Origin of the sequence: Halarsenatibacter silvermanii (assembly GCF_900103135.1) — a bacterium.
GTDB classification, from domain to species: Bacteria; Bacillota; Halanaerobiia; order Halanaerobiales; family Halarsenatibacteraceae; genus Halarsenatibacter; species Halarsenatibacter silvermanii.
The window spans coordinates 22,111-35,498 of the sequence record NZ_FNGO01000009.1; the positions used below are offsets into that span (position 1 = coordinate 22,111).

14 protein-coding genes and 1 riboswitch are annotated in these 13,388 nt (G+C 48.8%); of the genes, 11 read left to right on the forward strand and 3 right to left on the reverse strand.

All coding sequences use genetic code 11. From position 1 onward, the window contains the following. The first annotated feature begins 14 nt into the window (after positions 1-14). From BLT15_RS06135 to BLT15_RS06165, 7 genes are all read left to right on the forward strand, one after another. Positions 15-212: a hypothetical protein gene (locus BLT15_RS06135; RefSeq protein ID WP_089759757.1), complete on the forward strand. Its 198-nt coding sequence runs from the start codon at positions 15-17 to the stop codon at positions 210-212. A gap of 172 nt (positions 213-384) precedes the next feature. Continuing rightward, on the forward strand, positions 385-882 hold the full coding sequence (locus tag BLT15_RS06140) for an OmpH/Skp family outer membrane protein (RefSeq protein WP_143423029.1): 498 nt from the start codon (positions 385-387) through the stop codon (positions 880-882). Between the two features lie 233 nt (positions 883-1,115). After that, on the forward strand, positions 1,116-1,310 hold the full coding sequence (locus BLT15_RS06145) for a YvrJ family protein (protein WP_089759760.1): 195 nt from the start codon (positions 1,116-1,118) through the stop codon (positions 1,308-1,310). 127 nt (positions 1,311-1,437) lie between these two features. Further along, positions 1,438-1,632: a hypothetical protein gene (locus BLT15_RS06150; RefSeq protein ID WP_089759762.1), complete on the forward strand. Its 195-nt coding sequence runs from the start codon at positions 1,438-1,440 to the stop codon at positions 1,630-1,632. A 97-nt stretch (positions 1,633-1,729) separates the two neighbouring features. Beyond that, complete coding sequence (locus tag BLT15_RS06155; protein ID WP_089759764.1) at positions 1,730-2,353, forward strand: hypothetical protein; 624 nt, start codon at positions 1,730-1,732, stop codon at positions 2,351-2,353. A 16-nt stretch (positions 2,354-2,369) separates the two neighbouring features. Next, entirely contained in the window at positions 2,370-3,362 is a 993-nt protein-coding gene (locus BLT15_RS06160) for a DUF2254 domain-containing protein (protein WP_089759766.1), read from the forward strand. Between the two features lie 162 nt (positions 3,363-3,524). After that, a complete protein-coding gene (locus BLT15_RS06165; protein ID WP_089759769.1) occupies positions 3,525-4,763 on the forward strand; it encodes an adenosylhomocysteinase in 1,239 nt (412 codons plus the stop codon). A gap of 121 nt (positions 4,764-4,884) precedes the next feature. On the opposite strand, the gene BLT15_RS06170 is transcribed toward BLT15_RS06165, so the two are convergent. Further along, positions 4,885-5,832 carry a glycine betaine ABC transporter substrate-binding protein gene (locus tag BLT15_RS06170; RefSeq protein WP_089759771.1) on the reverse strand — a complete coding sequence of 316 codons (948 nt, stop codon included), beginning with the start codon at positions 5,830-5,832 and terminating at the stop codon, positions 4,885-4,887. Between the two features lie 330 nt (positions 5,833-6,162). Next, positions 6,163-6,957, reverse strand: coding sequence for an NAD(+) synthase (gene nadE / locus BLT15_RS06175; protein ID WP_089759773.1), 795 nt, complete (start codon positions 6,955-6,957; stop codon positions 6,163-6,165). Positions 6,958-7,322: 365 nt separating this feature from the next. Further along, a riboswitch (SAM riboswitch) is annotated at positions 7,323-7,434 on the forward strand. 123 nt (positions 7,435-7,557) lie between these two features. Here nadE and BLT15_RS06180 point away from each other — a divergent pair. The 4 genes from BLT15_RS06180 to BLT15_RS06195 all read left to right on the forward strand — a co-directional run bounded on the left by BLT15_RS06180 (position 7,558) and on the right by BLT15_RS06195 (position 12,492). Beyond that, entirely contained in the window at positions 7,558-8,841 is a 1,284-nt protein-coding gene (locus BLT15_RS06180) for a homoserine dehydrogenase (protein ID WP_089759775.1), read from the forward strand. A gap of 93 nt (positions 8,842-8,934) precedes the next feature. Further along, positions 8,935-10,239 carry an O-acetylhomoserine aminocarboxypropyltransferase/cysteine synthase family protein gene (locus BLT15_RS06185; protein WP_089759777.1) on the forward strand — a complete coding sequence of 435 codons (1,305 nt, stop codon included), beginning with the start codon at positions 8,935-8,937 and terminating at the stop codon, positions 10,237-10,239. 38 nt (positions 10,240-10,277) lie between these two features. After that, the gene (locus tag BLT15_RS06190) at positions 10,278-11,228 is read left to right on the forward strand and encodes a homoserine O-succinyltransferase (RefSeq protein WP_089759779.1); all 951 of its coding nucleotides are present in this window, start codon (positions 10,278-10,280) and stop codon (positions 11,226-11,228) included. Between the two features lie 448 nt (positions 11,229-11,676). After that, the gene (locus BLT15_RS06195) at positions 11,677-12,492 is read left to right on the forward strand and encodes a leucine-rich repeat domain-containing protein (RefSeq protein ID WP_089759781.1); all 816 of its coding nucleotides are present in this window, start codon (positions 11,677-11,679) and stop codon (positions 12,490-12,492) included. 151 nt (positions 12,493-12,643) lie between these two features. On the opposite strand, the gene BLT15_RS06200 is transcribed toward BLT15_RS06195, so the two are convergent. Then, positions 12,644-13,387, reverse strand: a complete 744-nt coding sequence (locus tag BLT15_RS06200; protein ID WP_089759783.1) for a 4Fe-4S dicluster domain-containing protein — start codon at positions 13,385-13,387, stop codon at positions 12,644-12,646. Between the last annotated feature and the right edge of the window lies 1 nt (position 13,388).

Sequence of the window (13,388 nt, forward strand, 5' to 3'; positions counted from 1 at the left end):
AGGAGGTATTAATCATGAAAGCAGCTAAAGTTCTGGCTCTGGTTCTGGTCCTTTCGCTGGTGGTTATTGGGGCAGCAGCCTGTGGTGTGCCGGAAGAGGACGAATTCGAAGATGACATGGAAGAAGATGACTTTGGCCTGCAGCAGAATATCGTAGCAGAAGAGGTAGTCGAGGCAGATCACGCTCCTGAACTCGATATAGTTCTCGGTTAAATACCTCGTTAAGTACAGAATTTAAGGACCTCTGTTAAGGATTATCGTAATTTTGAGGCGGGATCTGGACACCCCCTCTGAGGAGCGGCTCCGAGGAGGGGGGTTTCGTCCCGCCTCAAGGACATTATCTCTAAGGCAGAGTGAAAATTTAAACTATAAAAGCTCCAATATTTTGATCCAACCTTTAAGGAGGCTAACTATCGACATCAGAAAAACACTTATCGCAGCACTCATCGCAATCGGACTCACAGCCAGCCTGGGACTCGGTGTTCAGGCTCAGACTGCAGAAGCAGATGTAGCAACTATTGATATGCAGGAAGTTCTGATGGCTCATCCTGCCATCCAGGATGCTCAACAGCAGCTGCAGGAAGAGCAGATGGAAATGATGGCTGAGCTCGAAGATATGGGCGAAGAAGAAGCAGCCGGTCAGCAGCAGGAGATGCAGCAGGACCTGGAAATGCTCCAGCAGGACCTGATGGAATCGGCCATGGACGAAGCTGCTGAGGATATCGACGAAGTCGCTCAGGATCTGGGCTATGAGGTTGTTCTCGATCAGGAAGGCGTAATTACCGGCGAGGACGAGCTGAATCCTGAAAATATCACCGAAGACGTAATGGACGAGCTCGATATAGAAGCCGAAATGCCGGATGAGATGGAGATGCAGCAGTAAACAAAAAATATGGAATGACCTGCCGACTTCAACCATAATAGAATAAAAAGCAGAATTTTTTGGGCCCGGTTTGCGCCGGGCCTTTTGATATTTCTTAAAAATTTTATCTCAACTGTTCATTCGATGCTAACGCAGGCCCTTGTCAGAGAGAGTTGAAAGTTTTATAATAGTTGCATATCGGCGCACCGCGGGTAAGCCCCAGAAAGATTGGCGACCGGGGAGGAGGGAATAACATGGAGGAGCTGCTCACGCTGGTCAGCAGTCACGGCTTCCCCATGGTGATGTCGGTCTATCTGCTGGTCCGCTTTGAACAACTGATCCGTGGACTCAAGGAGTCAGTGGATTCGCTCTCGCTTCTGGTGGCAGTTCAGAGTGAAAACCAGGCGGGAAAAACCACGGAAGGCGGACCGCCGTCCGACCGCGGCTGATCTCAAAAAGCTGGAGGTGACCCGGTATGAAAAAGGATGGTGATTGTCGCAGGATTAAAATTTTCAGAATAGTTGCAAAAATGGCCCTGAAGTTAACCACAATCCTGAAAGGAAAGGAGTGAAAGCGGTGAGCTACATCGTAAGCTGCACGGATTGCGGACACAGAAGTCTCATCGAAGCAGCCGGCCCGAAAGAAGTGGCAGCAGCAGCCTGTCCTATCTGCAGCCGGGGGGAGAGCCTCAAAGCTGAATATCGAGCTGAGGATATGCTGCCGACTCCCGAGGAGATAGCCAGGATGTTCAGCCTCGATAAAGGGGTTTAAGATATTTAATCCCGCGGCCGGTGCCGATCTTTAAAAACATTTTAAATCCGGCAGGCCCCGCGTCTGCCGCAAAAAACCAAAAAGGAGAGAAACCTAAATGCCAAAAGTAAACGGACCTCTTTTCTCGATGGAAGCTTCGGGCAAATTCGCCGACTCGCTTGTATTTTACAAATGGAATGGAATAAATGTCGCCCGCCGCCACGCAGTTCCCGGAGGCGACCCCACTCCTGAACAGGAAGCCATCAATGAGAAGTTTTCACAGGCTGTAAAACTTTACCGCCATCTCAATGCCGCCGACAGAAATGCCTGGAAAAAACGGGCTGCCGGCCGACCTCTTACCGGTTTTAACCTGTTCATGCAAAAAGCAATGCAGGCGATGACCGCCGAAGGCGAAAGCGATTTCAACCTGATCAGCGGAGTCGATATCATCCCGACAGATTCCGACAGCGTTGAGGTCAACCTGAGAGTTCATTATCCTGCTCTAATCAGGGCTCAGCTGGGTCTGGAAGGTGGAGCCTTCGTGGAAACCATCGAGATAGGTCCGGAGGAGTTTGAGGAAGAAAATTCTGAGGCTTCCTTCGTTATCGAAGATCTCGAGCCGGGTCAGAGCTATAGCCTGCGCCTGGTGCAGGAAGAACAACAGGCAGGTTCCGGGGAGGATCCCTACGAGGATATAATCATTGCCGGCGAAACTGGTGATTACAACTTCAGCACCGTTTAGAAAGGGGGATACAGATATGGCTCTGGTCAACGGTCCGCTTTTTTCTCTGCAGGCTTCGGGCAAATTCGCTGATGAGCTGATATTCTCGCAGTGGCGCGGACTCAATATCGTCAGAAAAAAGCCGCAGCCTCCCCGCCCGCAGCCCGCTGCTGAACTGACCCTTCAGCAGAAGAAATTCCGAAAAGCAGCCGAAGCTTACCGCCGCCTGAATCCTGCTGAAAAAAAGAAATGGCGGGAAAAAGCTGTCGGACGCCCCCTGACCGGCTACAACCTCTTTCTGAAAGATTATATTTCCGAAGAGGACGAGGCCGATAATGGAGATAAAACGGAAAAATTATGGCAGGATCCGCTGTCAGGCTATGTCTCAGCCGTCGAATTGATCGAGCAAAAACCGGAAAAAGTTACTCTGGGAATAGCCACCACAGCCAGTGAAGATATTCTGCTCGCCTGGGGAGAGGAAGGCAGCCCGGCGGCAGACTGGCAGATCCTGCCCGCCGAGACCGCTGAAGATGGCTATCTGGAGACAACAATTTCAGGTCTTTATCCAGACAGCAGCTTCTGGCTTAAGCTGGGCGGTGAGCTAATCGAAACAAAACCGCCTGCAGAAGCTGAGGTCGAGTTAAGCGGTGATAAGGAGTTAAAAGCTGATGAGGTCAGACTAATCATCGGCATAGTCGACAGCCTCGGCCGGGAGGCAGTAAACATCGAGCGGGTAACAGCCCATATTGAACTGCCCCGGGAATTTCAGGAGGAAGTCTCTCTCACTTTAACTTTTTCCGATTCCCGGCCGGATTGCCGTTACCGGATTTACGCTCTCTCGCTGGCAGGAGAAGCCGAACTGGAAAGACTGGCCGAAGGCGAAAAAAGTCCCCTGATAGTCGAAACAAGACCTGGAGACTGGGTGCTTGCGGGAACGGAGGTGGGGGAATGGCTTAATGGCCTTTCTGACAGCCTTGAAATACCCACAGCTGTATCCAGACCCCTGCTTTTTAACACCGACCAGGCCTAAAAAGACTGGCAGGATAAATATCAGCATATGAATAAATACAAACCCGCCGGCAGGTTGAATTCGTTCCCGGCGGGTTTTCCTTTTCTTTACTCCTCTCGCTGCCTCTGATATAATTGAAACGCACATCAAATATAGCAAATTTAACGGAAAGGATGATCAAATATGAGCGATAAAGAAAGCAAACTGGGTTCGAGCAGAATCGACTTCGACCGCCGGGAGATGCCTGTTTTGACCGGCCTCAAGCAGGAATGGAGTCAGAAAAAGCCTCTTGAGGGCAGCAAAATCTCCTGCTGTTTACATATCACCACAGAAACAGCCGTCCTGATGGAAACTCTGGCGGCCGGCGGCGCCGAAGTCAGGCTCTGTGCTTCCAATCCTCTCAGCACTCAGGACGATGTTGCTGCCTATCTCAACGAAAAAGGACTCACCACCTACGGCCAGCGCGGCGAATCTCAGGAGAGTTTTTACCGCAATATAGAGAAAACTCTTGAGCACGGACCTGATGTACTAATAGACGATGGCGGCGATATGACCACCACCTTTATGGAAGATCAGGGCCCCGATTATGAAGGTTTTTGCGGTGTCTGCGAGGAGACGACCACCGGTATCAACCGGCTGAAAGCGATGTCACAGGCCGGAGAACTGCCTTTTCCTGCCGTGGATGTAAACGGCAGTCAGATAAAACATCTTTTCGATAATTATTACGGCACCGGGCAATCGAGCATAACAGGAATTCTCAGAGCCACCAACCGCATGCTAGCAGGCCGGGATGTTGTGGTTGTTGGCTACGGCTTCTGCGGTGAAGGAGTAGCGCGGGATGCCGACGGCTTGGGAGCCAGGGTTCACGTCGTGGAAAGCGATCCTGTGCGGGCTTTAAGAGCCGGGATGGACGGATTTAACGCTGTCACCATGGATGAGGCCGCCGAAATCGGTGATATTTTCGTCACTGCCACCGGCAACAAGCACGTCATCGACGGCGAACACATAGCTGCCATGTCGGATGGGGCCATTCTGGCCAACGCCGGACATTTCAACGTGGAGATAAACCTGGACTGGGTAAGAGAGAATGCTGTAAATCAGAGCCGGGTGAACGAACACACGGTGGAGTTTGAGCTTGATACGGGCAAAAGCGTCCATGTAATAGCCGAAGGCCGGCTGGTCAACCTCTGCGCCGGCGAGGGTCATCCCGCCAGCGTTATGGACATGAGTTTTGCCGGACAGGCGCTCTCGGCCGAATGGCTGCTCAGCCAGGCCGGAGAACTGGATGCTGAAGTCCACTCAGTGCCCGAAGAGATAGATAAACGCATTGCCACCCTGAAGCTGAAAAGTCTGGGCATGGCCCATCAGCCCCTGACCGAAGAACAGATCGAATATATGAACAGCTGGCAGGAAGGTACTTAATCTTAAAACTGAAAAAATAAAATAGCAGGTTCGGGGAAAGTTTTTCCGGCATCATACAAATTGCCTCCCCTGAACCTGCCTTCTCTGTGGTTACTTCTCTGTGTTTAATATTTCTCTTAATTTAAAAATTCTCTTCTATAACTTCGATCGCCTGCCTTCCATTCTCGGCATAAGCTCCCTCAAGCCAGTCGGCCACGGTATCCAGATTGTCCTCTATCCATTCCTCTGCTATCTTTTCCATCTCACGGTCTTCCTGGTCGTATTCAAAAACCCATCTGCTCTGATGATCCGATTCAATCTGGAAATTCTCCAGAATTTGATAGAGCTGAGGAGCTCTCTCCTGAAGATCAGGATGAACCAGGTTTTCGATCACCGAACTGTCCTCTCCCCAGATATTTTTGGGATCATCGAGGTATTCAACATCTAAAAGCACGTTCATCCAGTGCGGCTGCCAGCCGGGAAAGATTATCCATTCCTCATCCTCTATTGCCTGTTCTGCTTCGGCCACGGTGGCGGGCCAGTCGGCATTGACTATTTCCCAGCCCTCCAGACCGTAAATATCCTCTTCTACAGCCCGGGTGAGAATTTCATCAGCACCCTCTCCGTGAGCACCAGCATGCAGAGTGTGATCAAATTTTTCAGCGTGTTCTGCTATATCGCTGTGACACTGCACACCCGCCTCATAAACGTATTCGGGCACAGCTGACATGTAAACGGCATCATCGAGCTGGGTGGAGATGACTTCATATCCTTCCTCATGACCTTCCCGCATACCTGCTTCTTCCGGCATCCAGGAGCCCAGATAAAAATCGATTTCCCCCTGAGACATTCCTTCATAGATCATCGGCTGACCCAGAAATTCCGTCTCAAAATCATAGCCGAGCGTTCCCAGCACCTGTCTTATAACTTCATTTTTCACCTGAATTCCAGGCCAGGAACCTTCAGCTATAACGTAAGTATCATCATACTCGGCCAGCTCTTCCGCCCCCGCCTGCAGTGAGATAAGAGGAAAGGTCAACGCCAGAATCACCACCAGCAGAGAAATCAAAAGATAATTATGAGTGCGCATATAAACTCCTCCTCAATATGGAAATAATAGATAAATTAAAATAAATATAGGATTAAACTGAACATATATCAGCTAATCAGCTCTCAATCTGTCACAGAGCTGCTTATTATTATAGAACAAATATTAAAGCAAATATCAAGGCTGAGACGGGGATTTAAACATGATTATAGAAGCTATTATATTGGCAAATTTAAGAAAAAAGCCATAAAAAAATTACCCCCTCCACCGGGAGGGAGTGAAATTTTTTCAGCATCTGTGTTCCGGTTATTTAATTGATTGCGCGCTTGCGCGCTGCTATGTTGAAATTAAGTGTTCGATGATTTCTCCGGTCTAATTTTTAGGAAAAGAAGGAACCTCGGACTTGTTTTCAGCGGCCGCCAGAATCTCGACCACCCTATTTACCTTATCGAAATCAAACTGGGTGAGATCTTCTCCTCTTTGGAGAGCAAGATAAATCTGATCGAAGGTTTCATAATCCAGCCCGAATTCTTCGGCATCGGTGGCTCCTTCTTCTCCTCCCTGCAGTCCGCCGGTCGGGGGTCTGTTAATTATTTCATCCGGCACGCCGATTCTCTCAGCCAGCTCCCAGACTTCAGTCTTGAGCAGATCGCCAAGGGGTCTCAGATCAGTTCCGCCATCGCCATAAAGGGTGAAATAACCGGATACAATCTCGCTCTTATTGTTCGTACCCATAACCACATAATTTTTGGATTCGGCCACATAATAAAGAGCCATCATCCGCATCCTGGTCTGAATATTCTGATCGGCACAATCGGGCGTATTGATAGCTGTCTGCGGATAGCAGCCTCTCTCTACTTTTTCTATATCTAAAGAGTGGAATGTCTTTTCGATCTGATCGTTCACATCTTTGAGATTGAGCGTCAGCGTATTGATATCGAACTCCTCGGCCAGCATCTGCGAATATTCCATATCCTTGCTCACGGTACCGCTGGCGGGCAGCATAACTCCCAGACAGTTATCGCCAAAAGCTCTTTGGGTCAGCACTGCGGTCGTGGAGGAGTCTATGCCGCCGCTCAGACCAACTACGGCACCATCACAATCTCTTGCGGCAACTTTCCGCTGGATCCAGTCGACTATTTCATCTTCGATTCCCTCTCTCAGCATAAATTAACCTCCTATTTCGGCTGTATTGGTTTTTCTTTCAGATTTTTTTACGCCGCCGTATCCTGTTTTTGCCGGCAGCTGCCGCCCGCTTTTTAGAGCCTATGAACAAAACCGCCAGCAAAAAGCTTTTTGGCAGAGCAAAAATGGCTTAAAATGAGCTAATCTATCTTAATTTTTGCTGATTAACAGCACAGCCTTTATAATTATAAATCAAATAATTGGCGGTATGTCAAGTGTCAAATATGGGGCCGCTAAAGAATAAGCGAAAAAAAAGTTTCCGGGCAAACTTGACAGGAATAATTCCACATGTTATATTTGTAAAAAGTCAATTTGTGCAGTGTAACTTCGGATAAAATAAAATAATATGCTTATCGAGAGTGGTGGAGGGACTGGCCCTTTGAAGCCCGGCAACCGGCAGAGCCTCGCAAACTCTGTTTGGTGCCAAATCCTGCAGGAGCATATCCTGAAAGATAAGCGGTGCTAACACACCTCTTCCTTTCAGGAAGGGGCTTTTTTAATGAGTAAATTACCCAATTTTATCCAGCTTATTTTATCCAGCTTCAAATACAGCTTTTCTTACAGCAAAGGAGGAACCCGACGGTGAAAAAACATATCAGCATAGGGCTTATGGGTCTGGGTACTGTAGGCACCGGCGTTTTTAAGCTTTTGAACGATGGAGTTGAGGAGGATTTAGTTCTGGGTGAGCATAATCAGTACAGCATCGAGAAGGTTTTAGTAGCTCATCCTGAAAAATCCCGCGAAGTCGAGGTGAAAGAGAAGGAAATCACCGACGATCCCGATGAGCTTCTCGATGATCCCGGATTAGATGTAATAATCGAGCTGATCGGCGGTATAAAACCAGCCCGTCAATATATAAGCCGGGCGCTGGCAGCCGAAAAACACGTCATTACCGCCAACAAGGATCTTTTAGCCCGACATGGGGACAAGCTGCTCGAAAAAGCTGCAGAAAACGGCGTCAAACTTCTCTTCAGCGCCAGTGTAGCAGGGGGAGTGCCCGTTATAGAGAATTTAAAGCGGATTACGGGTACTGACCGGGTCGATGAGATAGCCGGTGTGATCAACGGAACCACCAACTATATCCTATCGCAGATGGCCCGGGAAGAGGCCGATTTCGATAATGTACTTGCCAGAGCTCAAAAACTGGGATATGCCGAATCTGATCCCTCCAGCGATATAACCGGCCGCGATGCCGTCTACAAGCTAACCATCCTGGCTTCTTTGGTCTTCGGGGGCTGGGTGGACTGGGATAAAATTCCCCGCACCGGCATCGAGAATATATCATCTGCAGATCATCATTGCGCCAAAGCTCTTGGATATTCCTTCAAGCTTTTCGCTTTAGCCCGCCGCCACAAAAAAGGGCTTGAGCTTAGAGTTCAACCGACCATGATACCCAGAGATAAGCTTTTAGCCGATGTGGACGGAGTTAATAATGCGGTCAAAATTGTCAGCCCGCTTCACGATAATCTCACGTTCGCCGGTCCGGGGGCAGGACGCTTTCCCACCGCCAACACGGTGGTCAACGATCTTTTAAGCCTCTATGAGGAGGATCTCGAAGCCGGGCTGGAAAAACTGCAGGAAAAAGCTTTAAACGACAGCAGCAGCCTTCTTGACCGCGATGAGTTCGTTTCCCGCTATTATCTGCGCTGGCCTTTAAAAGATCCCGAAGAACAGAAAAAACAGCTGGAAGAATTTTTTGCTGATCATGAACTGCCCCTGCAAAAAACAGCAGAATTTAACTCTCAGCTCAATTCTCTGGCAGCTGTCACCGACCGCTGCCGAACCGAAAAGCTGGAAAATCTGCTGAATGAGCTGGAAAAAAAGACCGACTATGAAAGACCGGCAGCTCTTTACAGAGTCCGTTAAAATATTTTAGCTGAACCCGTTTTTAAAACCAATTTATTTAAAATCCATCGATCACTAACACAAATCAAAAATCAACAGGAAGGGGAAATCAAAATGAGTGAAGAAAAAGATCAAGCAAAAGAAGAAAAAGGTTTTCAAACAAAAAGCGTACATGCAGGCCAGGATCCTGATCCCGCCACTGGCTCGCGGGCTGTACCAATATATCAGACCACCTCTTATGTATTTGAGGACACCGATGAGGCGGCCGATCTTTTTGCTCTGGATAAGCCCGGGAATATTTATTCCCGCATTATGAACCCCACCAATGCTGTCTTCGAAGAACGGGTTGCTGATCTCGAGGGCGGAGTGGGAGCTTTAGCCGTAGCATCGGGTCAGTCGGCTGAGACCATCTCGATTCTTAACATCACTCGAGAAGGCCAGAACATCGTCAGCGGCAGCTCGCTGTACGGCGGCACCTACAATCTTTTTGCCCATACGCTGCCCAAATACGGTATCGAGGTTAAATTCGCCGATTCCAACCGGCCGGAAAGCTTCAAAGAACATATCGATGAGGATACCAGAGCTCTTTATCTGGAAACCATCGGCAATCCCCGGCTGGACGTGCCTGATTTAAGCCGGGTGGCTGAAATAGCTCATCAGCACGATCTGCCCCTGATAGTCGACAATACCTTTGCCACCCCCTACGTCTGCCGCCCTCTAGAGCATGGAGCCGACATAGTCATCCACTCGACCACCAAATTTATCGGCGGCCACGGCACCTCCATCGGCGGCATCATCGTCGACGGCGGCAGTTTCGACTGGGAAGCCGGCGATTATCCCGAACTGAGCGAGCCCGATCCCAGCTATCACGGCATAGTTTACACCGACAGGTTTGAGGAGGCCGCTTATATATATAAAGCCAGAGTTCAGCTGCTGCGGGATTTGGGCAGCTGTCTGAGCCCTTTCAATTCTTTTCTCTTTCTGCAGGGGCTTGAGACGCTGGGACTCAGAATGGAAAAACACTGCAGCAACGCCCTGGAAGTGGCCGAATTTCTGCAGGCAAGCGATAAGGTGTCCTGGGTCAATTATCCCGGCCTCGAAGACCATATGACCCATGATACAGCCGACAGGTATTTAGAAAACGGTTACGGTGCCGTTTTGACCTTCGGCGTCAAAGGAGGCCGACAGGCCGGTATCGACTTTATCGAAAATCTGGAGCTGATCTCTCATCTGGCCAACGTCGGCGATGCCAAGACCCTGGCCATTCATCCTGCCAGCACCACCCACCAGCAGCTCACCGAAGAAGAACAGGAAAAATCAGGGGTGACTTCTGATATGATCAGAGTTTCGATAGGTATCGAGGATGCCGGAGATATAATAGCCGATCTCGAACAGGCGCTGGCAGCCGCTGCCAGCTAAATGTCATATTTTAAAACTTTGCAAAGGGGTTTTTAGCAATGCCAGTAAAAATTCATTCCGATCTGCCTGCATATGATCTGCTCAGAGAAGAAAACGTATCGGTAATTCCCCGGGAGACCCGGATGGCTGATATGCAGAGAATAACCGAGATGCCGGAGCTGAACTTTCTTGTGCTCAATCTGATGCCGAACAAAATTATAACGGAGACTCAGATTCTGAGGCTTTTAGCCGGCACTTCTTTTCAGGTCGAAGTGGATTTTCTCTTCCCCGACAGCTACGAACCTGAAAATGTGGAGAAGGAGCATCTGGAGCGCTTTTACAGCAGTTTTTCTGAGGTAAAGCATAAAAATTACGACGGTATGATTGTGACCGGCGCACCTATCGAAACTCTTTCTTTCGAAGAGGTCGATTACTGGCAGGAATTTACCGAAATAATCGACTGGAGTTTTCAAAACGTAATCTCCACGCTTTTTATCTGCTGGGGTGCTTTTGCCGCATTTTATCACCATTACGGCATAGAAAAGCAGGTGCTGGAAGAGAAGTTGTTCGGGGTTTATCCCCACGAAGTTCGCGGTCCCGGCCGCGATATAGTCCGCGGATTTTCCGGGGAAGTAATGGCTCCCCATTCCCGTTATGCCCGGGTCGATGAGGAAGATATAAAAGCCCATAAAGAGCTGGAAATTTTGCTGCATTCCCAAAAGGCCGGTGCTCATCTGACAGCCAGACACGATCGGCGCCAGATCTTTCAAACCGGACATTTTGAGTACGATGCGGGAACTTTAAAACAGGAATTCGAACGGGATCGGCGCAAAAAGATCGATATAGATATACCGGAAAATTATTTCCCCGAGGATGATCCCGGGCGCGAACCGCAGATGAGCTGGCGCAAACCGGGACAGCAGTTTTACCGCAACTGGCTTTATCATTATATCTATATCCAAAAAACCCCCAGCAAACACGCCGGCAATGTCTTTGCGGTGAAAAAGTAACCCCTGACGGCCTCAGCTGTCTCCGGACAGGGGTAAAATCGGTGATTGAAAGTGGTTCTAAAGCTTTAAAATCCTGATATTGAAAAACCAAATAAATCGCCGATATAGGTATTTAAACTGCTTCAAAAGGCTTAGAAGTCCTTTTAAAGCATCACAGTAGGCCAGGAGGGAGTTCAACCATTTGCAAAAATTCCAGTCCTGGTCTATAATAAATTTAAAGATAGTGAACAAATTAACTATCAATCAGCAGGATTTGAAAGTGCTGACGGGGTAATAAGGCGCTTTAAAGGGTTAAAAACGGGCTTAGCCGCCGAAAATGATATTTTATTAACATAAAAGAACCATTATGGCGGCATTTGGGCCCTTCAATCATAGATTTTGCCTATATTTTTTCTATATTTTTTGCCTTTTTATGTGATTATAATTACAATCTGGGGAGCTGATAACCATGTTAAAGTCCAAACCCCTATTAATTATCTTTCTGGCATTGGCTGTTTCTCTAATGATAATCCCCACCCAGCAGGTTATGGCAGAGACAGCGTCAGAAGTGGAACTGGCCGATGAAAATCTAAAAAGGGCAGTCCTGTCCGAGCTGGAAAAAGATGAGGGGCCTGTTACCGCTGAGGAAGCTGCCGGCCTGGAACAGCTCAGACCCGGCTCCGCTGATATAGAGTCACTCGCCGGTCTGGAAGCCTTTACCTCGCTGAGAAGAATCGAGCTGGAGGGTAATCACATAGAAGATCTCGAACCGCTGGCCGAACTGAGCGAACTGGAATGGTTGAATTTCCAGGATAATGAGATCACGGACATCAAACCGCTGGCCAGGCTGGATAATTTGAAGTTTCTCTACCTGAACGATAACGAAATCGAATCACTCGAGCCTCTTTCCGGGCTGAGAAAACTGCGCCTGCTGGAAGCCGAAGGCAATCGAATCGAAGACATTTCACCGCTGGCAGCAGAAAACGAACTCAGAGTCATCAAACTTGAGAACAATAAAATAGCCAATATCGAACCGGCAGCTGAACTGGAAAAAGCTGTCATATTGAGCCTCGGCCACAACAGAATAGCAGACATAGATCCTCTCGCAGAACTGAATGAGGTAAAAATACTCAATCTGCACGATAATGAAATCAATGATATTTCTCCTCTGGCTGAGATGAATAAGATCGAAAAGCTCAGCATATGTCAAAATCAGATAGAGGACGCCGATCCTCTACAGTATCTGGATAATTTAGAGGAGTTCACCAAAGAAATATCCGGTTAATCATATTAATCATAAATTGATACTGGTCATAACACTGGCCAGAACGAAGTGATTTCCTGCCCGGCAGAGAAAATCCCCCCCTGTGGCAGCAGGGGGGGATCCCAGGCAGCTGGCAGGATTTATACCTCTCTTTTCTCTCCCTGCGGGGTTTTTAACCCCGCTTTTTTCTTTTTTGCGAACCGCCTATCAGTTTAGCGCCCACCTTACAGGCCAAGCTGCCGGGCAGACAATATTTTAAGGCCTTGAGGAGATAAACCATGTCTCCCGGCCGGGGATCGCGAGAAAGCTGAAAACGCTCGCTCTCACCTGGCAGAACATAGATCACATGAAGGCCCTCGAGTTCCTCCTCCCCGTAAACTTTGTAATCGGGATCTTCATCGGCCGCGGCATGGGCCCTTTCCAGAAGTTTATCGCGCTCTCCATATATCAACGCGTCAGTGGAACAGGCTTTAACGCAGGCCGGCTCGAGATTATTTCTCACCCGATCTATACAGAAGGTGCATTTGGCAGCGATCTCTTCGACGTTAGGCACATCGTAAGGACAGGCTTCCTCGCACATACCGCAGGCCACGCATGCTTCTCTGTCGATGATGACAAATCCCTCTTCCGTGTGCGATATTGCTTCTGGCGGGCAGATATCGATACAATGGGCATCGGTACAGTGCACACAGGCCCGACGGCTGAAATCCCAGTTTACTTCATCTCCGTCCTCCCATTCGGTAAACTGCAAAAGATTCCAGGTTATGCGTGAAAGATCAGCCGGGTTCTGATAACTGCCGGTGTCCTGAAACTTCGTCTCCTCGGCCGGCAGTTCATTCCACTGCTTGCAGGCCGTCTGACAGGCCTTACAGCCCATACAACTGGTCACATCATTCAAGATTGCCATTTCAGTCATC

Excerpts from the sequence above, each read along its gene's own strand:
- BLT15_RS06135 (WP_089759757.1), top strand. The coding sequence starts at position 15 with ATGAAAGCAGCTAAAGTTCTGGCTCTGGTTCTGGTCCTTTCGCTGGTG.
- BLT15_RS06145 (WP_089759760.1), top strand. The coding sequence starts at position 1,116 with ATGGAGGAGCTGCTCACGCTGGTCAGCAGTCACGGCTTCCCCATGGTG.
- BLT15_RS06155 (WP_089759764.1), top strand. The coding sequence starts at position 1,730 with ATGCCAAAAGTAAACGGACCTCTTTTCTCGATGGAAGCTTCGGGCAAA.
- BLT15_RS06160 (WP_089759766.1), top strand. The coding sequence starts at position 2,370 with ATGGCTCTGGTCAACGGTCCGCTTTTTTCTCTGCAGGCTTCGGGCAAA.
- BLT15_RS06165 (WP_089759769.1), top strand. The coding sequence starts at position 3,525 with ATGAGCGATAAAGAAAGCAAACTGGGTTCGAGCAGAATCGACTTCGAC.
- BLT15_RS06170 (WP_089759771.1), bottom strand. The coding sequence starts at position 5,832 with ATGCGCACTCATAATTATCTTTTGATTTCTCTGCTGGTGGTGATTCTG.
- nadE (WP_089759773.1), bottom strand. The coding sequence starts at position 6,957 with ATGCTGAGAGAGGGAATCGAAGATGAAATAGTCGACTGGATCCAGCGG.
- BLT15_RS06185 (WP_089759777.1), top strand. The coding sequence starts at position 8,935 with ATGAGTGAAGAAAAAGATCAAGCAAAAGAAGAAAAAGGTTTTCAAACA.
- BLT15_RS06190 (WP_089759779.1), top strand. The coding sequence starts at position 10,278 with ATGCCAGTAAAAATTCATTCCGATCTGCCTGCATATGATCTGCTCAGA.
- BLT15_RS06195 (WP_089759781.1), top strand. The coding sequence starts at position 11,677 with ATGTTAAAGTCCAAACCCCTATTAATTATCTTTCTGGCATTGGCTGTT.
- BLT15_RS06200 (WP_089759783.1), bottom strand. The coding sequence starts at position 13,387 with ATGACTGAAATGGCAATCTTGAATGATGTGACCAGTTGTATGGGCTGT.